This window comes from Arthrobacter sp. DNA4, assembly GCF_024362385.1.
In the GTDB taxonomy this organism is placed as follows: domain Bacteria; phylum Actinomycetota; class Actinomycetes; order Actinomycetales; family Micrococcaceae; genus Arthrobacter.
The window spans coordinates 3441041-3463541 of record NZ_CP101466.1; the positions used below are offsets into that span (position 1 = coordinate 3441041).

A 22501-nucleotide genomic window follows, 5' to 3' on the forward strand; every position below is an offset into this window, starting at 1 on the left:
CCTGACGGTCCTGACCAGCCATGCCGGGCTCCTTCGGAGGGTGTCCGGGCGCCGGGAAGGCCCCGGCGTACGCGGGAGTAGTGTTGTCTCATCATGACGAGCACGTTCCGCACCCTGACGGTCCCCCTGGATGGCAAAGCATTCCCCGGGGGACTGCCTTCGTTTCTGGTCCGGGACGATGTCCTCTGCTGGACCCGCCGCGAAGCCGGGCTGGCCGGTTTTGGCGAGATTGCACGGTTCACTTCCACGGGCCCTGACCGGTTCCTTGAGGCGGACATCTGGTGGCGGCACCTGGTCCTGGAGGCTGAGGTGGCGGATTCCGTGGAGCTGCCAGGCACCGGTCCCGTGGCTTTTGGTTCCTTTGCTTTCTCCAAGACGTCAGCCCACGGGTCACGGCTGATCGTGCCGGAAATCGTGGTGGGCGTGCGGGACAACCAGGCATGGCTTACCCAGCTGACGTTCGACGGCGGCCCGCTCACCGAAGAGACGGCCCTCGCCGCACTGGACCGCTGGCTGGACGGCGGTTCCCACGCCGCCTCCGCCACGGAAGGCACGACGCCGGCAGCGGACTCAGCCGGGGACGCTTCAGTCGGTGACGTGCCCGCCCAGGCAGGGGGCGCCGTCGTGCGTCCCCTCCCGCTGGCTGCCGGCGCAACGCTGCACACAGGTTCCCTCAGCGAAGAAGCGTGGATGGAGGCCGTGGCCGCCGGTGTTGCCGAAATCCGCACAGGCGCCCTGGAAAAGCTGGTGTTGGCACGGGACGTCGTGGCAACTATTCCCTCCGGCGTACATGCCGCGGACGTGCTGCGGGAGCTGGCTGCACGGTACCGCGAATGCTGGACCTATGGCGTGGACGGCCTGGTGGGGGCCACACCCGAGATGCTGATCCAGGTGGAGGGTCGCACCGCCCAGGCCCGCGTGCTGGCCGGCACCCTGGACCGCCGCGACGCGCACGGCGAGGACGGTCCGCCGATGGACTACGCCACCCGCGTCCTGGCCGTCTCCGAGAAGCAACGGCATGAGCATGAGATCGCCATCCAGTCGCTGACCAAGCAGCTGGCACCTTTCTCCGAGGCGATGAATGCCCATGACGAACCTTTCATCCTGGAACTGCCCAACGTCTGGCACCTGGCCTCCGACGTCAAGGCCGAGCTCACCGAGGTGGAAGGCCACGTGCCCACCTGTTTGGCCCTGATCAACGCGCTGCACCCCACCGCCGCGGTCTGCGGGACGCCCACACTGGTGGCCGGTGAACTGATCCGCAGGCTGGAGCACCTGGACCGCGGGCCGTACGCCGGGCCGGTGGGCTGGCTGGACGCTGCCGGCAACGGCGAGTGGGGCATCGCCCTGCGCGGGGCGGTCATAGAGTCCCCTGGGACCGTGCGGCTGTATGCCGGCTGCGGCATCGTTGACGGCTCCCAGCCGGAGGCCGAACTGGCCGAGACCTGGGCCAAGTTCCGGCCGATGCTGGAGTCCCTGGGCATCAGCAGCTGAGGGTCCTCCGCACCCCAACTGGGCAAGGAGTCTGGGATGACAGACGACTGCTGCTCTGGAAGGCTTGATTTTGTCACCGTTACAGTTATCCAATAGTGAAACTTAGTTGCGTGTGACGTACCTCTCTTGTTGAGCGTTACACTATAAGCCGCGTTAGTACCTCATAGCCCCTGCAACAAAAGGTAAGAAATGCAGACTCCCCGTACCCTCCTGGGCACGTCCAAGCTGACCGCTGCCACCATGATCGCCATCAGCGCCCTGGCCCTCTCAGCATGCACCAACGCCTCGGAAACGGGTCCCTCCAGCGCGGCCACCTCCTCGGGCAGCGCCAGCGCCAGCTTTGATCCCACCACCGTCAAGAAGGACGACGCCCTGGCCGCCATGGTCCCGGACGCCATCAAGTCCAAGGGCACCATCACGGTTGGCTCCGACACCAGCTACGCCCCGGCCGAATTCCTCGGTGCGGACGGCCAGACACCTGTCGGCTACGACGTGGACATCGCCAAGGCCATCGGCGCCACCCTGGGACTCAAGGTCCAGGTCCAGACCGCAGAGTTCACCGGCATCCTCCCGGCCCTCGGCCCCAAGTACGATCTGGGCATCTCCTCGTTCACCATTAACCCGGAGCGCCTGGGGGCAGTGAACATGGTCAGCTACTTCAACGCAGGCACTGCCTGGGCCGTGAAGAAGGGCAACCCCAACAAGTTCTCCCTGGACGACGTGTGCGGCAAGTCCATCGGTGTGCAGACCGGCACCGTCCAGGAGGACCCGGACCTTGCCGACCGCAACAAGAAGTGCGTTGCTGACGGCAAGAAGCCCATTGACATCGTCACCCTGAAGAACCAGACGGATGTCACCACCCGCCTGGTGAACGGCAGCATCGACGCCATGGCTGCCGACTCCCCCATCATCGGCTACGCCCTGACCCAGACCAATGGCCAGCTGGAGAAGCTGGGCGACGTCTACGACTCCGCTCCGCAGGGCATCGCCGTGGCCAAGGCCGATACCGCCTGGGCAGAGGTCATCCAGAAGACCGTCACCAAGCTGATGGAAGACGGCTCCTACAAGAAGATCCTGGACGGCTGGGGCAACTCTGAAGGCGCCATCACCAAGTCCGAGGTCAACCCGGCGGTCAAGTCTTGAGTTTTCGCGTTACCGACGACAAGTCAGGCGTGCACATGGAACACCATCAACACGGGGACGCGCCGGTCCTGAACAAGTCAGTGCCGGTGCGCCACCCGGGCCGGTGGGTCAGCGCCGTCATTATCCTTCTCCTGGTGGCGGCATTCCTGCAGAGCCTGTTCACCAACCCCAACTTCCGCTGGGACGTTGTGGGCACCTACATCCTGGATGTGAAGGTCGTCCAGGGCGTGGGCTGGACCCTCCTGCTGACGGTTGCTTCCATGGTGCTGGCCATTGTCCTGGCCATCCTGCTGGCGGTCATGCGGCAATCCGACAACCCGGTGTTCCGCTGGACCAGCTGGGTGTGGGTGTGGTTCTTCCGTGGCACGCCTGTCTACACGCAGCTCGTGTTCTGGGGCCTGGTGACGGTTCTCTACCCGGCCTTTACCCTGGGCATTCCGTTTGGACCGGAGCTCTTCAGCTACGCGCTGTCAGATCCCAGCAAAGGCCTGATCCCTGCGATCCTCGGCCTGGGCCTCAACGAATCCGCCTACCTCGCGGAGATTTTCCGGGCCGGCCTCAAGTCCGTGGACAAGGGCCAGCAGGAAGCCGCCGAGGCGCTGGGCATGTCCAAGGGCAAGATCATGTGGCGGATCATCCTGCCGCAGGCCATGCGGATCATTGTTCCGCCCACGGGCAACGAAACGATTGGCATGCTGAAGACCACGTCGCTGGTCCTGGCCGTCCCGTTCACCCTTGACCTGACCTTTGCCACCAACGCCCTGGCCAACCGCATTTACCTCCCTATCCCGCTCCTGATCGTTGCGGCATTCTGGTACCTGCTGGTCACCAGCATCCTGATGGTCGGGCAGCACTACCTTGAGGCGTACTACGGCAGGGGTGTGGACAATTCGGCCCCGGCAGCGGTCAACCCGGCAGCTGCCAAAGCCGCGGGCGCCGGTGCTGATGCACATCGCTCAATGAAGACGGACTTCCCCGAGGAGAGTGCACGATGACGATCACAGCAGAGAAGCCGCTGGTCAAGATCGAGGGCCTCCACAAGTACTACGGGCACCACCATGTACTCCGGGGCATCGACATGACCGTCAACCAGGGCGAAGTGTCGGTGGTGATCGGTCCGTCTGGTTCCGGCAAGTCCACCATGCTGCGCTGCGTGAACCTTCTGGAGAGCATCAGCGCCGGACGGATCTCCGTGGGTGACCAACTGATCGGCTACCGCGAGGTCAACGGCAGGCTCCATGACCTCAAGACCAAGGAGATCGCCGCCCAGCGCCGTGAAATCGGGATGGTGTTCCAGCGCTTCAACCTGTTCCCGCACAAGACCGCGCTCCAGAACGTCATGGAAGCGCCGGTGCACGTAAAGGGCCAGTCCAAGGCAGCCGCCCAGAAGCGCGCACTGGAACTGCTGGACCGGGTGGGGCTGGGCGACCGCGCCGGTCACTACCCATCCCAGCTTTCCGGCGGCCAGCAGCAGCGCGTGGCCATCGCCCGGGCACTGGCCATGGAGCCGGAGCTCATGCTCTTCGATGAACCCACCTCGGCACTGGACCCGGAACTGGTGGGCGATGTCCTGAACGTGATGAAGGACCTGGCCAAGTCCGGCATGACCATGATCGTGGTGACCCACGAGATCGGCTTCGCCCGTGAAGTGGGTGACACGCTGACATTCATGGACGGCGGTGTGGTGGTGGAGTCGGGCGATCCCCGCGCGATCATCGCCAACCCGCAGCACGCGCGGACCAAGGAGTTCCTCGGCCGCGTGCTCTGACGCGGTTCCTCACTTTCGACACGCAAATGCCCTGTCGCTGCCGGTATATCGGTAGCGGCAGGGCATTTCCGTGTCACAGCGGATTGTGCGCGTCGGCAGCTACTGCCCCGACAACACAGCCTCCACGGCGGCGGAGACTGCTTCCTTGATCCGGGCGTGGAGTTCGCGCAGCGCCCCGCGGTCCGCGCGGACCTCCACGATGCTGCGTCCCTGCACAGGCCGGTCAAGCGCCTCGGCGAGTCCCGCCGTCGTACTGACCAGGGAATGCCCGACGCCGTACGCCGCCGCGAGTGCCGCGATGTCCACCGAGTGCGGGGTGCCAAAGAGTCGCTCGACGGCGTCTCCGTAGCGGCCGCCTTCCTCCACTCCCCCGTGCTCGAGCAGGCTGAAGATGGCGCCGCCGGCGTCGTTCAGGACCACGATCCGCAGGTCCGGCTCTTCTTCCCCCGCGCCGAGGAGGAGGCCGCCCGCGTCGTGCAGGAAGGTCACGTCGCCCAGCAGGACGGTGGTCTGCTGCCGGCCGCCCAAAGCGATGCCGGTGGCGGTGGAAATGGTGCCGTCGATGCCGGCCAGGCCCCGGTTGGCGTACACGGTGGCGGCTGGATCCGCGGCGGGAAGTCCGGCGAGGTCCACGTCGCGGATGCCGTTGGAGGAACCGAGCAGCAGCTGGCCGCGCGAATGCTTCCAGACCAGCGACGCCACCGAGGGGCCGGTGGCAGCGGGGTCGGCGGACACCACCTGGTCCAGTGCGTGCTGCGCGGCCGATCCGGCAAGCAGCCACGTGTCCAGCCAGCTGGAGCTGCCGCGGCCGGCGAATCCGGCGAGGTCCGCGAGGTTTTCCAGCGGCAGTTCGGTGCGGCGCCCGGGCTCGTACCAGGCGACCGGGACAGGCTGGTACAGGGCAGATTCGACGTCGGCACTGGCCAGCAGCGCGGCCACCGGACGGGACAGCGTGGGCCGGCCGAACAACACCACGCGTTCGATCGGTTGCGCGGAACCGGCCCGGAAGTGCTCCAGCAGCAGCCGGTACGGACCCACGGCGTTTGGACCGAAGCGGGCGTTGGAGGATGGCTCAGCGAGCAGCGGCAGGTTGTGGGCACGGGCGAATGCTTCGGCCACGGGGCCGGCGTCGTGCCCTGCCAGCACCACCGTGCGCCGCTCCGGCAGCGTGTCCGGGGCCGTCGGCAGGTTCATGACCAGCGGCTCGGATCCCACCCGGTAGCGCTGGCGCTCCACGGCGTCGGGCAGCCGGTCCCCGGGGGCCGGAACCAGCGGGTCCCTGAACGCGAGGTTGAGCTGGACCGGGCCCGGCGGAAGGTCCGGGAATGCGCCGGTTGCTGCGGAGAGTCCGGTCTGGATGGCCCGCTCGGGGTTGCTGCCGGCGGGAACATCGGCGGCGAACCGGACGTGCTCGCCAAAGAGGTCCGGCTGCACCGTGGTCTGGTTGGCCCCGGTTCCGCGCAGCTCATCGGGCCGGTCTGCCGAAAGGACGATCAGCGGGACAGCGGCATGGTTGGCTTCCATCACCGCAGGCATCAGGTTTCCGACGGCGGTTCCGGACGTGGTGAGGACGGCTGCGGGCGAGCCGCTGGACAGGGCAAGGCCCAGCGCGGTGAATCCTGCGGAACGCTCATCGATGCGGACCAGCATGTCCACCCGGCCCGCGGCGGAGGCTTCGGCGAGGGCGTATGCCATGGGGGCCGACCGCGAACCCGGCGATACCACCACGTGCCGCACGCCGCCGTCGAGCAGGACCTCGACGGCGATCCTCGCCGCAGCGAGCGCACTCAGCTCAGCGTCGGGGGCGTCAGGGCTGCTCAGCCCGGGGGTGTCCGGGGCAGGTTCGTTCAACGAAGTCACCAACCCAGTTTGCCACCCTCCAACGCCCCATCACTTCCTGCCCCGAATCGCCATACGCCCCATCACCTCCTGCACCGAATCGTCAAACGCCCCATCACCTCCTGCCCCGGCGCCCCCGGGAAGTGATGGGGCGTTGCCGAAAAGGGGGCTAAAGGTGATGGGGCGTTCCCGGGAAGGGGGCTAAAGGTGATGGGGCGTTCCCGGGAAGGGGGCTAAAGGTGATGGGGCGTTCCCGGGAAGGGGGCTAAAGGTGATGGGGCGTTCCCGGGAAGGGGGCGGGAAGTGATGGGGCGTCGGAACGGAGCGGAAGCTCACACGAGTTAGGTAAACTTCATCCAAGCAAGAGATCCGAGCATGCGAAGGACCGCCCATGAAGCGCAAGGCCACCGCCCTCGACGTCGCCAAGCTGGCAGGCGTTTCGCGCAGTGCCGTGTCGCTGGTGCTGAACGGCCGCGGCGACGGAAACGTGGCGCTCGAAAGCCAGCAACGGATCCGGGAGGCGGCGGCAGCGCTCAACTACTCCCCCAACAAGATCGCCCTGAGCCTGCGCAACCAGCAATCGCGGGTCATCGGCATCGTGTCCGACCAGGTGGTCACGAGCCCGTTCGACGGCAACATCATTGCCGGCGCTGATGCCGTGGCCCGGGAACACGGCTTCGTGACCGTGGTGATGGACACCGAGCTGGACGAGTCCCGCGATGAGAGCGCCGTGGAAACCCTGCTGGACCGCCAGGTGGACGGCCTGATGTACGTGACCGTGGGCCTGCGGCCGCTGCACGTGCCCGCAAACATGGCGCGTGTACCGTCGATCCTGGCCAACTGCTTCGATGACCGTCCGGAGGCAGGGCTTCCGGCCGTGATTCCTGACGAAGTGCGCGGTGGCCGGGAAGCCGCAGAGCACGTGATGTCCCTGGGCCACCGGGACATCGCATTCCTCGCGGGCGACTCCCTGACCCCCGCGGCGCCCCGCCGGATCGAGGGCTACCGTGCGGCCTTCAGCGGCGCGGGGATGCCCGTCAACGAGGACCGCGTCATCCAGGTGGGCTGGGACATCGACGCCGGTTTCCACGGTGCCATGAAACTCCTCGAAGGCGTGGAACCGGCCGCCCGGCCCACTGCCATCCTGTGCGCCAACGACCGTCTGTCCATCGGTGTAGTGCTGGCCTGCTACCGCCTGGGCCTGAGCGTCCCGCAGGATGTGTCCGTCATGGGGTACGACGACGAATTCCGCATCGCGAAGGCCATGGTCCCCGCGCTGAGCACCATGGCCCTGCCGCTCCGGGAGATGGGGGCGGCGGCCATGGCGTCACTGCTCGCCGAGGTGGGGTCTGCACCGGAGGGAACGTCCGACGACGACGGCCCGGCTGCCGCCGCCGTCTCCGGCACCGCGAGGGAGACGATGGTTCCCTGCCGGCTGGTGGTCAGGGAATCCACCGGCCCGGTCCCGGCCGGACGCTGACCACGCCGCCGGCCGGGGCCCGCCAGGCCGGTTTGGAGCGGGCTATGCGGGCCTGGCCAGGCTCCAGACGTCCGCCGTTGCCCCTGCGGGAAGGCTTAGTTTCCATTTCTCCCCCGCAGCTGGGTAAGCACGCAGCGTGGTTGCCACCGACCCGGAACGGTACACCTCCACCAGGGAGGCATCCACGAACACCCGCAGCTCCTCCCCTGCGTCGACGCTGCCGCTGAAGACCACCTGCCGGCTTCCGTTCCCCACCAGGAGCAGCTCCACAGCACCGCCCATTCCTGCGGTGACCACGGCCTCGGCGAAGGCAGGCAACGGCACCGTCCCGGATGCCTGGCCGGTGAGCAACTCTCCACGGTAGGCATCGACTTCCGGGGCAGGGCTGACCGCAAGGGAACCGCCGACTATCGACAGCTCGCGCGGGAAGGTCAGGACTCCGGCCCACCCGGCGGCGTCGATCTCTGCCTGGCTGCGGCCGCGGCGCCCGTCCCGCCCCGGGCCTTCGTTGGCCCAGCCCCACAGCAGGGCCCGGTCCGCCAGGGACACCACCTGCGGGGCGTAGAAGTCGCGGCCGAGATCGGACTTTCCGCCGGTCCGCGGCGTGAAGACGGGCAGCCCTGTGGCGGGGTCTTCGGCCAGCGATCCGATCAGGTGGCCCACGCCGTTGGCGTGTTCGTGTGAGTCGCCGGCGAGCCAGAGCGAGAACATCATCAGCCAGCTGCCCCCGGCAGGGGCATTGTTGTCGGGCACCTGCACCAGCTGCGGGCATTCCCAGATCTCCGCTGGCGTGAAGGTGGCGGCAACCGGGTTCTGCGAGGTCAGCCAGATGCCCTGGTACTTCCAGTCGGTCAGATCGTCCACGGTGTAGAGCAGCAGGGCGGCGTGCCCGTTGGCCAGTCCGGCGCCCTGCATGGCGTACCGCTTGCCGTTGAAGCGGAAAATGAACGGGTCCCGCACTGCGGTCACCAGTCCGTCGGCGGGCATGGTGGCGGAAACGTGGCCTGCCTGCTCCCAGTGGACAAGGTCCTCCGAGCCGCGGGCGATGACCACCTGTGAGTGGCCCCCGTCGCCGCGGACGCCGGAGTAGGCAGCGGTGGGAACACCGTCGTCGTCCGTCACCACCCCTGTCCAGCAGCCGTACTCGTCGGGGCCGCCATCCTGCGGGCGAAGCGCCACGGGGTGCTCCTCCCAGCGGACCAGGTCCACCGAGCTCACGTGTCCCCAGGCGATCCTGTGGTGCCGGGCCGAGTCCGGGTTGTACTGGAAGAACACGTGGTACCGGCCGTTGATGAAGCTGATGCCGTTGGGGTCATTGATCCAGCCCTGCGCCGGGCGCGGGTGGAAGCGGGGGAAGGCGGGGTCGGGGTGGGCGGCGGCAACGTCGTCGAAGGTGACGGTGCCGGGATGGACGGCGGCGAGGTCCGGGGAGGTCATGGAACGGCCTTTCGGGCTTGAGGGAGGAAGGGTTTACTTGCCGGTTCCGGCTGTGAGGCCGTCCTGCAGGGCGCGTTGGCCGAAAATGAAGACCACCAGCGCGGGGATCATGGACAGGACTACGCCCGCCAGGACCACCGAAATGCTGCCGGTGCCCAGGTTGCCCTGCAGTGAGACGAGGCCCAGCGGGAGGGTGAAGTTCTGTTCGGAAATGGTGAGGATCAGCGGGCGGAAGAACTCGTTCCAGTGGAAGTTGAACGCGAGGATTCCCACAATCGCCATGCCGGGCATCGCCAGGGGCGCGTATACCGAACGGAATGTCCGCCACGGGCTGGCGCCGTCGATCGAGGCGGCTTCGGCGAGTTCGGCCGGCAGCCCCATGAAGTACTGGCGCATCAGGAACGTGCCGAACGCCGTCGGGATGGCCGGCAGGATCAGCGCGAGCAGGGTGTCGGACAGGCCCATGCCGCGGATCAGCATGAAGACGGGGACGATCGTCACCTGTACGGGCACCATCATGGTGGCCAGCACGATCGAGAACAGCGCCCCGCGACCACGGAATTTCAGGTGCGCGAACGCGTAGCCGGTCAGGGCGGCGGAGACCATCTGGCCCACCGCGATCACGCCGGTGACCAGGGCGCTGTTGAGGACCAGCAGGAAAATATTCAGCTGCTTGAATACTTCGCCGTAGGAGGTGAAGTCCGGGTTCCAGGGAATGAACGACGGCGGCAGCTTGAACGATTCCGACGGCGAACGCAGCGACGTGGACAGGGTCCAGAGCACAGGTCCGAGCGTGAGGGCGGCTGCGAGCAGCAGCAGGAGGGTCCGGACGGCGAAGCTCCCGTTGAACTTCTTCCGGTTGGGCGTGGTGATGGGGAGGCCTTGGGAGAGCCGGGGCGAATGTCCGGCCAGGCCGTGGTCAGTTGTGGTTGTCATGGCTGGCCTTACTGGTAGAAGACGAATCGTTTGCTGAGCCGGAACTGTGCGGCCGTGATGGCCATGATGATCAGCGTGAGCAGCACGCCGATGGCTGACGCCTGTCCGAATTCGAGCCGCTGGAACGCCGATTCGAAGATGACCATGACGGCGGTGCGGGTGGAGTCGCCGGGGCCGCCGCGGGTCAGGACGTAGGGCTGGTCGAAGACCTGCAGGGCGCTGATGATGGCCATGACCGAGGCGACGAGCGTGGTGGGGCTCAGCAGCGGCAACGTCACGTGGAGGTGTTTGCGCCAGCCGGTGGCGCCGTCAATCGCGGCGGTGGCGCCGTCAATCGCGGCTGCCTCGTATGTCTCGACGGGAATGGAGGCCAGGCCCCCGATGAACAGGAGGAAGGAGAAGCCGAAGTTCTGCCAGACGTACACCAGGATCACGACGGCGGCCGATCCGCCCGGTGTGGTCAGCCACGGCACGGCGGGGATGCCCACCAGGGACAGGAACCAGTTGACCACGCCGAACTGTTCGTTAAAGAGGTACCGCATGAAGATGGACACCGAGGCGGCGGACAGGATCAGCGGGAAGAAGAACGCGGACCGGAAGAATACCCGCAGCCACGCCGGCATCTTCTCCTGCACCATGACCGCCAGTGCCAGGGCGAGTCCCAGCTGGAGTGCCACCGCCACCACCACGAACACGATGGTGTTCAGGAAGGACACCCGCACGGTGGGGTCCTGGACCACTTCCGAGAAGTTGTCGAAGCCCACGAAGGTTGGCGCCGAGATGATGTCCCAGCGGAAGAAGGCCAGGACAACCGAGGCCACGATGGGAACCAGGGTGAACAGGCCCATGCCCAGGATGGTGGGCGCCAGGAAGATCCAGGCCAGCCAGCGCTGGTTGTGCCTGGCGCCGGTGGTGCGGCCTCCGGCGCCCGAGGCACCGCTGGTGCCGCTGGCGGCGTGGGTGCGGGCCGTCGTCGTACTTGCCCGGCCGGCTGCCCGCCTGGGCCGTTCGCGGGGCGGGGTGGTGGTGCTCATGACTGCCTCCTCAGGGCAAGTTCAAGGTCGCGCTGCATGGATGCGAGGGCCTGCTTGAGCTGCTGCTCGTCCCCGCTGACGGCAAGGGATACGTTCTTCATCAGGGCCGTTTCGACGGCGGCCTGCTGGGGTGGTGCCGGGATGGGGCCCGTGGTGGGGAACCGGTCCAGGGTGTCGTAGAAGACCTTCCAGTGGGCGGGACCCTTGCCGGCATACAGCTGTTCGTTGACCATGGAGCGGCGCGCCGGCGTGGTGATCGGGCTAGGGAAGATCAGCGCCATTGCCTCACGGCTGGAGCTGAACTTGATCCATTCCCAGGCGGCATCCTTGTCCTTGGCGGTCTTCATGATCGCGTAGCCGGCGGTGCCGAACTGGTGGCGCTGGGTCTTCCAGCGCGGGAAGAACTGGACGTCGAAGTCGTTGGCGCCCATGCCGGCCTCATGCAGGCCCTGCACCCAGTAGCCGCCGGCGGGCGTGGTTCCGATCCGGTTGGAGGCGAACAGGCCCACCAGGGAACTGCCCCCGCCTTCTTCCGGCCGGACGCCCAGTCCGTCCTTGACCAGGCCGCGGAGGTAGTCGAAGGACTCGAACACCCGGTCGTCGTTCGCGTTCGGTTCCAGCCACTGGTAGCCGCCGGAGCGGAGGCTGCGGGAGGGGTCGTTGGCGTAGAAGCCGTCCCAGAGCCAGTCGCCTCCTGCGGACCTGGTCTCTTTGAGGAAGCTGGTGTCGTTGGCATAGAGCCACGGCACCACGCCGCCAAAGAGCCTGTTGGTCCAGTAGTAGGGCGTGAAGTCGGAGGTCCGGGCCTTGCGCATCGCGGCGAGGCTGTTGCGGAAATCGATGTGGGTCCAGTCGTCCGCCGGCCGGTCCAAGCCTGCCTGCGCAAACGCGGCCGTGTTGTAGTACATGTTGGCCGCATTCCAGTCCATGGGGAGCTGGTAGAGGCTGCCCTTGTACATGAAGGCTTCCACCAGGCTGGGGTGCACGTCATCGAAGAATTCGCGCATGTCCGCGGCATCGCGGCGGATGTACTCGTCCAGCGGGTGGGCCAGCTTTTCCGCGAACAGTTGGGCGCCCTCGGTGGCCACGTACACCACGTCCGGCGGGGTTCCCGCGGCCACCATGGTGAGGATTTTGGTGAAGAAGTCTTTCCAGTCCACGGCCTGGATGGCTTGGACCTTGACCCGGATTTCCGGGTGGAGGCGGGTGAATGTGTCGATGGCCCGCTGGCGGGCGGCGGCGTCCGCGGCGGTGCCCATGATGGCGATGCTGAGGCTGTTGTCTCCGCGGCCCGGAATGTCCGTTCCGGAGAGCCGCGGCCACGACGCCACGGTTGCTCCGATGATTCCCGTGCCGAGGGCACCCAGGGCGGTACGGCGGGTGATGTCCCGCAGGTGCCCGTCTATGGCTCCGGTCATGTCCTTTTCCTTCCTAACACGTGTTAGGAACTGTAGATGACCGACCTAACACGTGTCAAGCATCACATGGGGGTGCCTCCGCGGCAGCGGGGTAGGGCGGCGTTTAAGCCCGAAACGCCCGCCCACCATTCCGCCGGAGGGGGCAGAAGGTGAGCGGGCGTTGCCGGAAAAGCCGCCAAAGGTGATGGCGCGTCCCCGGAAAAGCCACCAAAGGTGATGGCGCGTCCACGGTTGGAAGGGGTTAGCCGCGGAACACCTGGACAACTGAGGGACGGGGCGCGCGCACCTGGCCGGGTGCCGGCGTCGTGCCTGCCGGGACGTAGTCCGGGAAGAACGAGTGCGGCGCCTCGAAGGTGCCTTCCTCGCCCGGGTGCTGCACGGAGACGAACACGGTGCGCTCGTCATCGTGGATGACCGGGCCGCAGGTTTCGGCGTCGCGGGGAACGGAAAGGAACTGCTCCACCTTGCCGCGCTCGGCGCCGTCCAGGGTGACCTTGAAGAGGCCGTCGTTGTAGCCGATGCCGGAGGGGGCGCCGTCGGTGGAGATCCAGAGGTTGCCCACGGAGTCGAAGGCCACGTTGTCCGGGCAGGAGATGGGCGAGACCTTGTCCGCCGGGTAGCCGGAGAAGTAGGTGACGTCGCCCTGCGCCGGATCGCCGCAAACCATCAGGAGGGTCCAGTTGAACTTCATGGAGGTCTGGTCGCCGGTTTCGGTGATTTCCACGATGTGGCCGTCGCGGTTCTGCGTGCGCGGGTTGACCTCCGTGGCGCCTTCCTTGGTGCCGGTGCCGCGGTCGGAGTTGTTGGTGCAGACCACGTAGACCTTGCCGGTGTGCAGGCTGGGCTGGACGTCCTCGCAGCGGTCCATCTTGGTGGGGCCCACCTTGTCCGCGGCCAGGCGGGTGTACACCAGGACCTCTTCGACGGACATGCCGGGGACTGCCGACTTTCCGCCGACCACTAGGGGCAGCCATTCGCCGGTGCCGTCGAACGCGCCGTCGGAGGGAAGCGCCCCGGTCCCGGTGATCTCCGCGCCGGGCGAGTTGCCGGTGAACTTGGCAACGTAGAGGTCGCCCTCGGACAGCAGGTTCATGTTGTGCCTGCGGTCGCCCTCCCGGTACTTATCCGCCGAGACGAACTTGTAAAGGTAGTCGAACTTCTCGTCGTCGCCCATGTAGGCCACCACGTGGCCGGACTCGGCCACGATCACGTTGGCGCCCTCATGCTTGAAGCGGCCCATGGCGGAGCGCTTCTTGGGGGTGGAGGCAGGGTCGAACGGGTCAACTTCGACGATCCAGCCGAAGCGGTTGGCCTCGTTCTCGTACCCGGCATTGCGGGTGTCGAAGCGGGGGTCATCGAGTTCCCACTTGCGTGCGGTGGGCTTGGCGGTGAGCCCGTAGCGCTTGTCGCCGGCTGACGTTCCGCCTGCGACGAAGTAGCCGTTGAAGTTTTCCTCGCCGGAGAGGATGGTCCCCCAGGGGGTGGTGCCGCCGGAGCAGTTGCCGAACGTGCCCTTGATGGCGCGGCCGGACGGGTCGGCCACGGTCTTCACCAGCGCCGAGCCGGCAACCGGACCGGTCAGTTCGTAGGTGGTGTCCGAGAGGTAGCGGCGATTCAGCGGCGCGCCCTTCACGTAGCTCCACGGCTTGGTGGTGTTCTTGCGCTCCAACTCCACCACGGCCAGGCCGTGCGCGGCGCGGCCGATGGCACGGGTTTCCACGGGGTCGTAGCCAGCCGGCACCATGATGTTTTCGTTGGTGTACTCGTGGTTGGTGAACAGCACAGCGCGGCGGCCCTTGCTGCCCGGGATTTCCACGATGTCCGTGTAGTCGTTGTTGTAGCCGAACTGGCGGGCCTGGGCTGCGGCGGTCTGGTTGTTCAGGTCGAACTCGGGGGAATCGCTGAACAGCGGGTCGCCCCAGCGGATGATCGGCTGCCAGGTGAAGCCCTCCGGCACGGTAAAGGCGTCGACGGCCTTGTCGACCGGCTTGATGGCGGTGAACTGCAGCTTGGAGTTGCCGAAGCCTTCCTTGGCGGCCTTGGACAGGCCCGCGGCGGAGGCAGGTTCGGCGGAGCTCACGGCTGAACCGAGGGCGACGGCGAGCGCACCGGCGGCGCCAAGGCCCAGGGCGGCGCGGCGGGACATGGTGGCGGAGGCGATGTCGCGGAAGTAGCTGTTGGAGCTGGTGTTGCAGACGTCACCGGCGCAGGCGTTGTCGCACTTGAGTGCACACGTGACGGGGCTGCGCTTGCCCTTGGTATGGCCGAGCATGGGCAGCAGGGTGAACTTGCGGGCGGTTTCAGACATGGGGAACCTTCCAAGGAATCTCTCTGGGGTGCCCGACCACCCTTCCAGCCGCTTCCTACAGGAACCCATCCAGTTGATGAAGTTAGGGTTAACCGCCCGTGACCTGCAGGAACGTTGCCCAATCCCTCATCGGCTGCTCCGTGGCGGGAAGAAGGCGCGGACAGGCAGCAGGAGCCCGGCGAGCGAAAGGGCGATGAAGACCACCTGGTGGACGTGGTCGTTACCCGGAGGGAGATTCCCGATGAGATGCGCCGCCCAAAACAACGGATAGAACCAGAGTGCGTACCAGGCCCAGCGTTCGCGCCGCCGGTACGGCACCAGCACGATCAGCGCACCGAAAAGGCCAAGTCCCGCCACCGCCTCATCGGCTGCTGACTAACTGCCGTTTTGGGGTCTGAAAACGGCAGTTATGGAGCAATCGATGGGGTGAGGAGGGCGTGGACGCGGCGGAGCCGGTCCAGCCACCAGTCCCGCCGCTCAGCGGAAGCCGCAAAGCGCTCCAGCAGCCCGGCGTCAGCGGCCACGTCGCGGAGGCGGATGGCGCCGTCGTCGGCCACCAAGGGGTCCAGCGTGATGTCCGATTCGAACAGCGACACCGTGCCCAGGCCGCAGGCGTACGGCAGGTCCGGCAGGGCGGCGGCCAGCGCCAGCCCGGCCCGGATGCCCACGGACGTGTCCAGTGCGGAACTGACGACGGCGGGAAGTCCGGCCTGTGCCACGATGTCCAGGGCGCGCCGCACTCCCCCAAGCGGTGCCGCCTTGACCACGATCAGGTCCGCCGCGCCGGCCCGGGCCACGCGGAGGGGGTCGGTCTCCTTGCGGACACTCTCGTCCGCGGCGATCAACACCGGAGTTCCGGCGTCACGGAGCCGGGTCCGGACCTCGGCCAGGCCCTCGATGGACGGCACCGGCTGCTCTGCGTACTCGAGCCCCACCGGGGCGAGCCGCGTCAGTGCCTCCACGGCGCCCGGCACGTCCCAGCCGCCGTTGGCATCCACACGGACCGCAGCATCCGGCAAAGCCGCGCGGACAGCGTGAAGCCGCGCAACGTCGTCGTCCAGTGACTGCCCCTGCTCCGCCACCTTGACCTTGACGGCGTCCACCCGGCCGAACCGTGCCAGCACGTCCGGCACCCGGTGGGCGGGTACGGCCGGGACCGTGGCGTTGACCGGAACCGACGTCCGCAGGGGGGCCGGGAAACCGTGCCACCCTGCCTCGATGGCGGCGGCCAGCCACCGGGAGGCCTCGGCGTCGCCGTACTCAGGGAACGGGCAGAACTCGCCCCAGCCCGCGGGACCCTGGAGCAGGAGGGATTCCCGCTGCATGATCCCGCGGAACTTCACGCGCATGGGCAGGCTGACCACGCGGGCCCCTGCCAGCAGTTCCGCCAGCGGGGGAACTGGTTGGGGCGGGTAGGCAGGAGCGGACAAGAGACCGGGGTTGGGCATGCCGTTTACTGTACGCCGCAGGCCGGGTGCCGCTTGGTTACTCCCGCACCACCCGGATGGTGCCCAGGGACGGATCGGCCGGATCGGGCAGGACCATCCCGGCCTTCAGCCCCGATTCCAGGTACTCAATGACGGCTTCGTTGATCCTTTCGCCGGGAACAACCACCGGGATGCCGGGCGGGTAGGGCGTGATCTGCTCGGCAGCGACCCGTCCCACAGCTTCCCGGGCGGGCACATCCTCTCGGGGACCGAAGAAGGCGTCCCGGGGAAGGGCAACCGTCTCCAGTTCCAGGTCCGAGGGCGAGGGCAGGGAAACCTCCGGCGGGGCCGGAAGTGACGGGGCGGCGTCGATAAGGGCCCGGAGCGCCGCCAGCAGCCGCTCTGCCGAGGCGTCGTCGTCGGCCATGGACATGGTGGCCATGATGCGGCGGTGGTCGCTGAGCCCCATGTCGATCCGGCAGTTTTCCCGCAGCCAGTCCGCCGCCTGGTAGCCGCTGATCCCCAGCCCCGAAAGGTCCATGAGGATCTGCAGCCGGTCCAGGTCGTGCGAGGATTCCTCCGCGAGGAGCTCGTCCTCGAGCACATGGATCCCGGGGAGCGCGTCGATGCCGCTGCGCAGCCTCCTGGCCAGGCCCAGGGCATTGCCAAGGAGTTCGGTCCCGTGCTGGACCATTTGCCGGCGCCACCCGTCGATGGCCGAGTACAGGATGGCGTTGGGGCTGGTGGTCATCAAGAGGTCCGCGCACTGGGACAGGTGCGCGGTGTCCACGAGGTCCCCCTGGACGTGGTAGACGGAACCCTGCTCAAAACCGGCGCCCATCTTGTGCACCGATACCACGCAGACGTCGGCGCCGGCGCTCATCGCCCAGGTGGGCAGGTCCTCGTGGAACGGCAGGTGCGCGCCCCAGGCCTCATCAACGATCAGGGGCTTCCCGCGGTCGTGGCAGATCTTTGCGATGGCGGCGATGTCCGCGCAGGTGCCGTAGGGTGTGGGGCTGACGATCAGGGCGCCGGTCGCGTCCGGGTAGCGTTCCCACATCTCCTCCACATCCGCGGGCGACGGTGGGTGGGCGATATGCAGGTTGGGGTCCCAGCGGGGGCGGATCCAGCGGGGTTGGATGCCGGAGAACACCAGTCCGGCCGTGATGGATTTGTGGGCATCGCGGCTGACGAGCAAATCACCTTTGCCGGCGGCCACGGCAATGACGGCTGCCTTCACGGACAACGAGCTGCCGCAGGTGGAGAAGAAGGCCTGGTCCGCACCCACGGCATCAGCCATCAGCTGCTCTGCCTTCTTCAGGTATCCGCCGGAAGAGGAGCGGTCGTCCAGGCCTGCCGAGGCGAGGACGTCCGCACGGAAGGTGTCGGGCCCGAGGATGTCCCGGACGCGGGGATCCGCGCCGCGGCCCTGCCGGTGGCCGGGCGGGGTGAAGCCGTAGCGGTCCAACTTGTGATAGCTGTCCAGTGCGTCCAGCAACGGCGCTTCGTTGTGGTCCATGCTGTTGTTCCTTTCGTTGGATCGGTCAGTAGGGTCGCGGTACGTGGTTTAGAGGGGCGCGTACGACGGCGGCGGTACCGTGCGGCGGCCGGGCTAAGCTCCGGTGAGGGTCGTCCAGACGCCCACGGTGCCTGCCACCACCATGACTGCCGCGGTGAACCAGCCCAGCGTGGCGGCGAGCCTGCCGTTGCGGTACTCGCCCATGATGGCTTTGTCCCGCGAGATCAGCATGGTGACCACCAGGAACGGGGCGGCGGCAATGCCGTTGACGGTGGCGCTGAAGACCAGAAGTCCAATGGGGTCGGAGGAGAAGAAGCTGATGAGGACACCGGCCACAATGCCCACCCCCAGCAGCGTGTAGAACAAGGGGGCGCGCCGTGGGCTGAGGTCCAGGCCCCAATCCCTGCCCAGCAGGCCGGCCAGCCCCGCTGCCCCGGAGGCTGCGAGTACCGGAACGCCCAGGATGCCGGTGCCGATGAAACCGGCGGCGAACAGGATGGTGGCGGCCGGCCCCACGACTGGGTCCAGCGCCTTGGCTACGTCGGCAGCCGTATTCACCTCGGTGCCTTCCCGGCCCAGGGTTGCTGCCGTGGCCGCCATGATGGAGAACATCACCAGGACCGAGAAGACCATGCCGATGAAGACGTCGGCGCGGGCCTTCCGGAGGGTGTGGGCGGCGGCGGCAGCGTCAGGCCGGTCCTTCAGCCCCACGGCCTCGTCACCGCCGTGCTCCTCGGCCCGCAGTTCCTGGACCCGGTGGGCACTCTGCCAGAAGAACAGGTACGGCGAGATGGTGGTGCCCAGCACGGCGACCACCAGGCCAAGGTATTCAGGGGCGAAACTGAACTTCATGCCCAGCATGCCTTCAAGGACGTCGGGCCAATCCACGTTGGCGACGAACAGGACCGCGACGTATGCCAGCAGGGTGAGGCACAGCCATTTGAAGACCTTCGCAATGACGGCAAACGAACCGCTGATGAGCGCCACGGCAATCCCGATCCCCGCTATGGCGCTCCACAGGTGGTCCGGGCCGGCGCCAAGCATTTGCATGCCCTGCCCGATTGCCATGAGGTCCGCTGCGGCATTGAGGATGTTGCCCACCAGCAGGGCGATGATGAGCACGGCGATCACCACCCGCGGGCGGCGGGTGAACTTGCGCCGGGCCAGCCTGCCCAGGCTTTCGCCGGTAGCCAGCGCGGTCCGGTCGCAGATCTCCTGGACCGCCATCATCATGGGCAGGACCACCGGCGCGGTCCACAGCATGCCGTTGGAGTAGGTGGCGCCGGCCTTTGCATAGGTGGCAATGCCTGATGGGTCATCGTCGGCGGCACCGGTCACCAGGCCGGGGCCCAGGAGGGAACTGAAGCGGCGAAGGAGGGACTTGCGCGCTTCGCCAGGGGCCGTGCCCCCAATGTTGGGTGGCCCGGTGGTTTCGGCCTTGCTCATCCGGTCTTCTCCGCTCGCGATCGGCTGCCAAGCCCCCCACTACTAAGCAAGCTTAGGATTTGTAGCCCATGGTAGGGCATGAATCTGGGAAGGCAGCTTCAGGAAAGGCGGCTCAGATCCATTTGTTGTGCTTGAACGCCAGGTAGAGGGCCAGGCCCATGGCCACCATCAGGCCCAGCGCATAGGGGTAGCCGTAGGTCCAGGCCAGTTCGGGCATGTTGGCAAAATTCATGCCGTAGATGGATGCCACCAGGGTGGGGGCGAACAGGATGGCAGCCCACGAGGAAATGCGCTTGACCTGCTCGTTCTGTTCAAAGCTGGACTCGGTCATGCGCTGCATCTCGTCATTTTGCCGCTGTGCCACCAGGGCGGCGTTGACGGCGAGCGCGTTCTGGAGCAAAGCGCGGAACGAGGCCACCCGTTCGTTGAGCCGGATGACGTGGTCCAGGACATCCCGGTAGTGGTCCCTGAGTTCTGTGGCCCGCTCGCGGTCCGGAGTTCCGGCGATGAGGGCCTGCAGGATTCCCGCCAGCGGGCTCGTGGCCCGCTGGAAGGTGATGACCTGGCGGGACAACTCGTAGATCCTCCGGGACACGTCGGGGTCTGCGCCGAAAAGGTCGTCCTCGATTTCGTCGATATCGTTTTCCAGGCTTACCACCACGGGCTCGTATTCGTCCACCACCTGGTCCAGGATGCCGTACAGCACGGCATCGGGTCCCAGGGCCAGGAACTCCGGCATGGCCTCCATGCGGCGGCGGACCTTGGCCAGGTCCGGCGACTCGGCGTGCCGGACGGTGACCACGTACTCATCGCCGACAAAAACGTGGATCTCGCCGAAGTCCACCTTCTCGACGTCGTCCCGGTACCGCGCCGGCCGGAGGACCAGGAACAGGCACTCCCCGTAATGCTCCAGCTTGGCCCGTTGGTGGCCGTCGAGCGCGTCCTCGATGGCCAGGGCGTTGAGGTCGAATTCCTCGCCCACGGACTGCAGTTCTTCCGCGTCCGGCCGGTAGAGGCCGATCCACGCCATCCCCTCGCGCTGGCGGAGCAGGAAGTACGTCTCGTCAAGGTCTTCCGGATCCTCGGTGCGCAGCCCGTTCACGTAGACGGCGTTGTCGATGATGGTCACGGCTCCCCCTCCCGCTCCCGTTCCCATTCGTCCAGCAGTGCCGGCATCCGTGCTTTAAGGAAGCGGTAGAACCTGGCCATCTCCGCCACCCTGGCGCGTGCCGGGGAGCCCTCCGGGAGTGTTTCCGCCGTCGCATCGGTCAGTGCCGCCAGCTTCTCGTAGACGGGACTGTTCCGCATGGACACCACGTACCACTCGTCCTCATGCAGGGCATAGAGGTCGCGGCGGCTGCCGGGCTGCGAGATCCGGTGGACAAAGCCCACGGTCTGAAGGTACCGGACGGCGCCGGACACCGCGGCGGCGCTGGCGCCCAGCCGGTCCGCGAGTTCGGCGGCCGTGAGGCTCCCCTGCTCGGAGGACACCAGCGCCAGCAGCGTCCGGGCGGGCATCTTGGGGAACCCTGCTGCGGCGAACGCCGCTGCAGTCCGTTCGGCCGCGGCGGCGGTGGAAGCCGCGGCGGCCAGCGTGTCCCTGGCAGCCGCCACCTCTGCGCCGGCGCTCATGCCGAGCCCACCTCCCGCCGCCGCATCACCGCAACGGCCAGCGCGGCGGCAATGGCCGAAATCAGCAGCATCCACCATGCTCCGCTCCAGTCAGTCGCGTCGCCGCGGGGCACTGGTGTGTGGGCGAACGGCGAGAGGTCGCGCAGGCTTTGGTCAATGCCCAGCATGGCCCCGAAAATTCCCAGCATCACCCCAAGGGCCAGCAAGGCCCAGCTGGCGGCGATGGTGGCGGCGGGCCACAGGACAAACACCAGCGCCGGCACCGACAGGTAGATCAGTGCCGCCGGCAGTTGGGCGGCGGCGGTCTGCCAGAGGGCGTCGGCAGGCATGGATTCATCGCCCGTGCCGGTGAGGGTGGCCCACGCGCCCACTCCGGCCAGGCCCACCACCAGCACCACGGCGGCCCCGCCGAGCACCAGGTAACCGGCCAGCCACCGGACCCGTCCCACCGGGGCGGACAGCAGGAGTTCAGCGGTCCCTGCCGCTTCCTCCTGCCGCAGCCTGATCACCGCCTGCAGGGCGCACGCGGCAGCCAGGACCCCGGCCATGGAGAACAGCACCGAGACCATGAGCTGGGTCAGCGAGGTTCCCTGCGACTGGAGCATCGCGCGCAGCATCGCCGTGATGTTGGTGTCCGGGGTGTCGACGGCGGCAATCGCCTTTCCGAGCGAGCCCGCCAGCAGGCCCAGGGCCAAGCCGCTGAAGCCCCAGCCGGTAATGGAGCCCGCCTGCAGCCGCAGGGCAAGGGCCACGGGACTGCTCAGGCCCCGCCGGGCAGCTGCCCGTCCCGGCAGCGCTCCCCAGACGCTGGCGCCGCTGTCGCGCGTGCCCAGGAGGAGCCACGCCGCCGTGAGGCAGCCTGCGCCCAGCCCCACCGGCAGCAGCAACGGCCAGCCACGGTTGCCCGAGTACGCAAAGGTCTGCTGGCCCCAGCCGATGGGTGAGAACCAGCTGGCTGCCCCTTGGGTCATCGTGGTCCCGCTGGCGCCGGGCGTCCCCGTGGCGTCCCCGATCCCGCGCAGGACGTAGGCCAGGACCACCAGCGCGGCGGAGACGCCGTTCGCTCCGCGTGAGGTCCCCATGAACTGTGCCACCAGCAGCCCCACGCCCAGGAAAGCGAGGCCGACGGCGCCCGTCGCGGAGCCGGCGAGCAGGGAACCCTGGGGCTCCAGGCCCTGCGACATGAATCCGGCAAAGACTGCGAGCGCCACCAGGATGTTGGCCGTGATGCCGTGCAGCAGGGTGGCGGTGTTGGGCAGCAGGCGTCCGGCAGGTGTGGCGGCCACCAGTTCCGCGCCGCCGCTTTCCTCGTCGGCCCGGGAGTGGCGTACCGCCAGGAACGTGCTCATCAGGCCTGCCAGCAGGGCGAGGAACGCGTAGATCAGGAAGAACGTGAAGGCCCCCTGGTCTGCGCCCCGGGGCAGACCGCGCAGCATCAGGATGGCGGGGGTGGCGATGGCCACCTGAAGGATCTCGGTCCGGCTCGCCACGTTGCCGTAGGTCTGGGTGACGGCGGCGGCCGCGAACATGGCAAACGCACCGATGGCCACCACCCAGCTCAGCAGCTGCCAGCGGTCCCGGCGTACCCGCTGGCCCCACAGGACCAGGAGAACGCCCATG

18 protein-coding genes are annotated in these 22501 nt (G+C 67.5%); 5 read left to right on the forward strand and 13 right to left on the reverse strand.

Annotated elements, in window-relative coordinates:
- Positions 1-93 precede the first annotated feature (93 nt).
- The 4 genes from NMQ03_RS15900 (at position 94) to NMQ03_RS15915 (ending at position 4405) form a co-directional block, all read left to right on the forward strand.
- A complete protein-coding gene (locus NMQ03_RS15900) occupies positions 94-1494 on the forward strand; it encodes an isochorismate synthase MenF (RefSeq protein WP_255172972.1) in 1401 nt (466 codons plus the stop codon).
- A gap of 189 nt (positions 1495-1683) precedes the next feature.
- Complete coding sequence (locus NMQ03_RS15905; RefSeq protein ID WP_255172973.1) at positions 1684-2637, forward strand: ABC transporter substrate-binding protein; 954 nt, start codon at positions 1684-1686, stop codon at positions 2635-2637.
- A gap of 35 nt (positions 2638-2672) precedes the next feature.
- Positions 2673-3632, forward strand: coding sequence for an amino acid ABC transporter permease (locus NMQ03_RS15910; RefSeq protein WP_255172974.1), 960 nt, complete (start codon positions 2673-2675; stop codon positions 3630-3632).
- Entirely contained in the window at positions 3629-4405 is a 777-nt protein-coding gene (locus NMQ03_RS15915; protein WP_303693621.1) for an amino acid ABC transporter ATP-binding protein, read from the forward strand. The genes NMQ03_RS15910 and NMQ03_RS15915 overlap by 4 nt, the downstream gene beginning before the upstream one ends.
- 99 nt (positions 4406-4504) lie before the next feature.
- Here the strand turns inward: NMQ03_RS15915 and menD are convergent, their stop codons facing one another.
- A complete protein-coding gene (menD, locus tag NMQ03_RS15920; protein WP_255175634.1) occupies positions 4505-6256 on the reverse strand; it encodes a 2-succinyl-5-enolpyruvyl-6-hydroxy-3-cyclohexene-1-carboxylic-acid synthase in 1752 nt (583 codons plus the stop codon).
- A gap of 379 nt (positions 6257-6635) precedes the next feature.
- Here menD and NMQ03_RS15925 point away from each other — a divergent pair, with 379 nt between their 5' ends.
- Positions 6636-7724, forward strand: coding sequence for a LacI family DNA-binding transcriptional regulator (locus NMQ03_RS15925; RefSeq protein ID WP_255172975.1), 1089 nt, complete (start codon positions 6636-6638; stop codon positions 7722-7724).
- Between the two features lie 42 nt (positions 7725-7766).
- Here the strand turns inward: NMQ03_RS15925 and NMQ03_RS15930 are convergent, their stop codons facing one another.
- The 12 genes from NMQ03_RS15930 to NMQ03_RS15990 form a co-directional block, all read right to left on the reverse strand.
- Positions 7767-9161, reverse strand: a complete 1395-nt coding sequence (locus NMQ03_RS15930; RefSeq protein WP_255172976.1) for a glycoside hydrolase family 32 protein — start codon at positions 9159-9161, stop codon at positions 7767-7769.
- A 33-nt stretch (positions 9162-9194) separates the two neighbouring features.
- On the reverse strand, positions 9195-10097 hold the full coding sequence (locus NMQ03_RS15935) for a carbohydrate ABC transporter permease (RefSeq protein ID WP_255172977.1): 903 nt from the start codon (positions 10095-10097) through the stop codon (positions 9195-9197).
- Positions 10098-10105: 8 nt separating this feature from the next.
- Positions 10106-11131, reverse strand: a complete 1026-nt coding sequence (locus NMQ03_RS15940) for a carbohydrate ABC transporter permease (RefSeq protein WP_255172978.1) — start codon at positions 11129-11131, stop codon at positions 10106-10108.
- On the reverse strand, positions 11128-12549 hold the full coding sequence (locus NMQ03_RS15945; RefSeq protein WP_255172979.1) for an extracellular solute-binding protein: 1422 nt from the start codon (positions 12547-12549) through the stop codon (positions 11128-11130). The genes NMQ03_RS15940 and NMQ03_RS15945 overlap by 4 nt, the downstream gene beginning before the upstream one ends.
- 241 nt (positions 12550-12790) lie before the next feature.
- A complete protein-coding gene (locus NMQ03_RS15950) occupies positions 12791-14857 on the reverse strand; it encodes a PhoX family phosphatase (RefSeq protein WP_255172980.1) in 2067 nt (688 codons plus the stop codon).
- Between the two features lie 126 nt (positions 14858-14983).
- Positions 14984-15214 (reverse strand): hypothetical protein, encoded by a 231-nt coding sequence (locus tag NMQ03_RS15955; RefSeq protein ID WP_255172981.1) that lies wholly within the window; start codon positions 15212-15214, stop codon positions 14984-14986.
- Between the two features lie 50 nt (positions 15215-15264).
- Positions 15265-16305: an o-succinylbenzoate synthase gene (locus tag NMQ03_RS15960; protein WP_255172982.1), complete on the reverse strand. Its 1041-nt coding sequence runs from the start codon at positions 16303-16305 to the stop codon at positions 15265-15267.
- 37 nt (positions 16306-16342) lie between these two features.
- Complete coding sequence (locus NMQ03_RS21065) at positions 16343-17803, reverse strand: aminotransferase class I/II-fold pyridoxal phosphate-dependent enzyme (RefSeq protein ID WP_303693626.1); 1461 nt, start codon at positions 17801-17803, stop codon at positions 16343-16345.
- A gap of 93 nt (positions 17804-17896) precedes the next feature.
- Positions 17897-19249, reverse strand: a complete 1353-nt coding sequence (locus tag NMQ03_RS15975; protein ID WP_255172983.1) for an Nramp family divalent metal transporter — start codon at positions 19247-19249, stop codon at positions 17897-17899.
- Between the two features lie 112 nt (positions 19250-19361).
- Complete coding sequence (gene corA, locus NMQ03_RS15980; RefSeq protein WP_255172984.1) at positions 19362-20378, reverse strand: magnesium/cobalt transporter CorA; 1017 nt, start codon at positions 20376-20378, stop codon at positions 19362-19364.
- Positions 20375-20881, reverse strand: a complete 507-nt coding sequence (locus NMQ03_RS15985; protein ID WP_255172985.1) for a GbsR/MarR family transcriptional regulator — start codon at positions 20879-20881, stop codon at positions 20375-20377. The genes corA and NMQ03_RS15985 overlap by 4 nt, the downstream gene beginning before the upstream one ends.
- Positions 20878-22500: an ABC transporter permease gene (locus NMQ03_RS15990; RefSeq protein ID WP_255172986.1), complete on the reverse strand. Its 1623-nt coding sequence runs from the start codon at positions 22498-22500 to the stop codon at positions 20878-20880. The genes NMQ03_RS15985 and NMQ03_RS15990 overlap by 4 nt, the downstream gene beginning before the upstream one ends.
- Position 22501: the final 1 nt, after the last annotated feature.

Bases quoted from the DNA above. Each gene is read 5' to 3' on its own strand.
- NMQ03_RS15900 (WP_255172972.1), top strand. From the start codon at position 94: ATGACGAGCACGTTCCGCACCCTGACGGTCCCCCTGGATGGCAAAGCA.
- NMQ03_RS15905 (WP_255172973.1), top strand. From the start codon at position 1,684: ATGCAGACTCCCCGTACCCTCCTGGGCACGTCCAAGCTGACCGCTGCC.
- NMQ03_RS15910 (WP_255172974.1), top strand. From the start codon at position 2,673: ATGGAACACCATCAACACGGGGACGCGCCGGTCCTGAACAAGTCAGTG.
- NMQ03_RS15915 (WP_303693621.1), top strand. From the start codon at position 3,629: ATGACGATCACAGCAGAGAAGCCGCTGGTCAAGATCGAGGGCCTCCAC.
- NMQ03_RS15925 (WP_255172975.1), top strand. From the start codon at position 6,636: ATGAAGCGCAAGGCCACCGCCCTCGACGTCGCCAAGCTGGCAGGCGTT.
- NMQ03_RS15930 (WP_255172976.1), bottom strand. From the start codon at position 9,161: ATGACCTCCCCGGACCTCGCCGCCGTCCATCCCGGCACCGTCACCTTC.
- NMQ03_RS15935 (WP_255172977.1), bottom strand. From the start codon at position 10,097: ATGACAACCACAACTGACCACGGCCTGGCCGGACATTCGCCCCGGCTC.
- NMQ03_RS15940 (WP_255172978.1), bottom strand. From the start codon at position 11,131: ATGAGCACCACCACCCCGCCCCGCGAACGGCCCAGGCGGGCAGCCGGC.
- NMQ03_RS15945 (WP_255172979.1), bottom strand. From the start codon at position 12,549: ATGACCGGAGCCATAGACGGGCACCTGCGGGACATCACCCGCCGTACC.
- NMQ03_RS15950 (WP_255172980.1), bottom strand. From the start codon at position 14,857: ATGTCTGAAACCGCCCGCAAGTTCACCCTGCTGCCCATGCTCGGCCAT.
- NMQ03_RS15960 (WP_255172982.1), bottom strand. From the start codon at position 16,305: ATGCCCAACCCCGGTCTCTTGTCCGCTCCTGCCTACCCGCCCCAACCA.
- NMQ03_RS21065 (WP_303693626.1), bottom strand. From the start codon at position 17,803: ATGGACCACAACGAAGCGCCGTTGCTGGACGCACTGGACAGCTATCAC.
- NMQ03_RS15975 (WP_255172983.1), bottom strand. From the start codon at position 19,249: ATGAGCAAGGCCGAAACCACCGGGCCACCCAACATTGGGGGCACGGCC.
- NMQ03_RS15985 (WP_255172985.1), bottom strand. From the start codon at position 20,881: ATGAGCGCCGGCGCAGAGGTGGCGGCTGCCAGGGACACGCTGGCCGCC.
- NMQ03_RS15990 (WP_255172986.1), bottom strand. From the start codon at position 22,500: ATGGGCGTTCTCCTGGTCCTGTGGGGCCAGCGGGTACGCCGGGACCGC.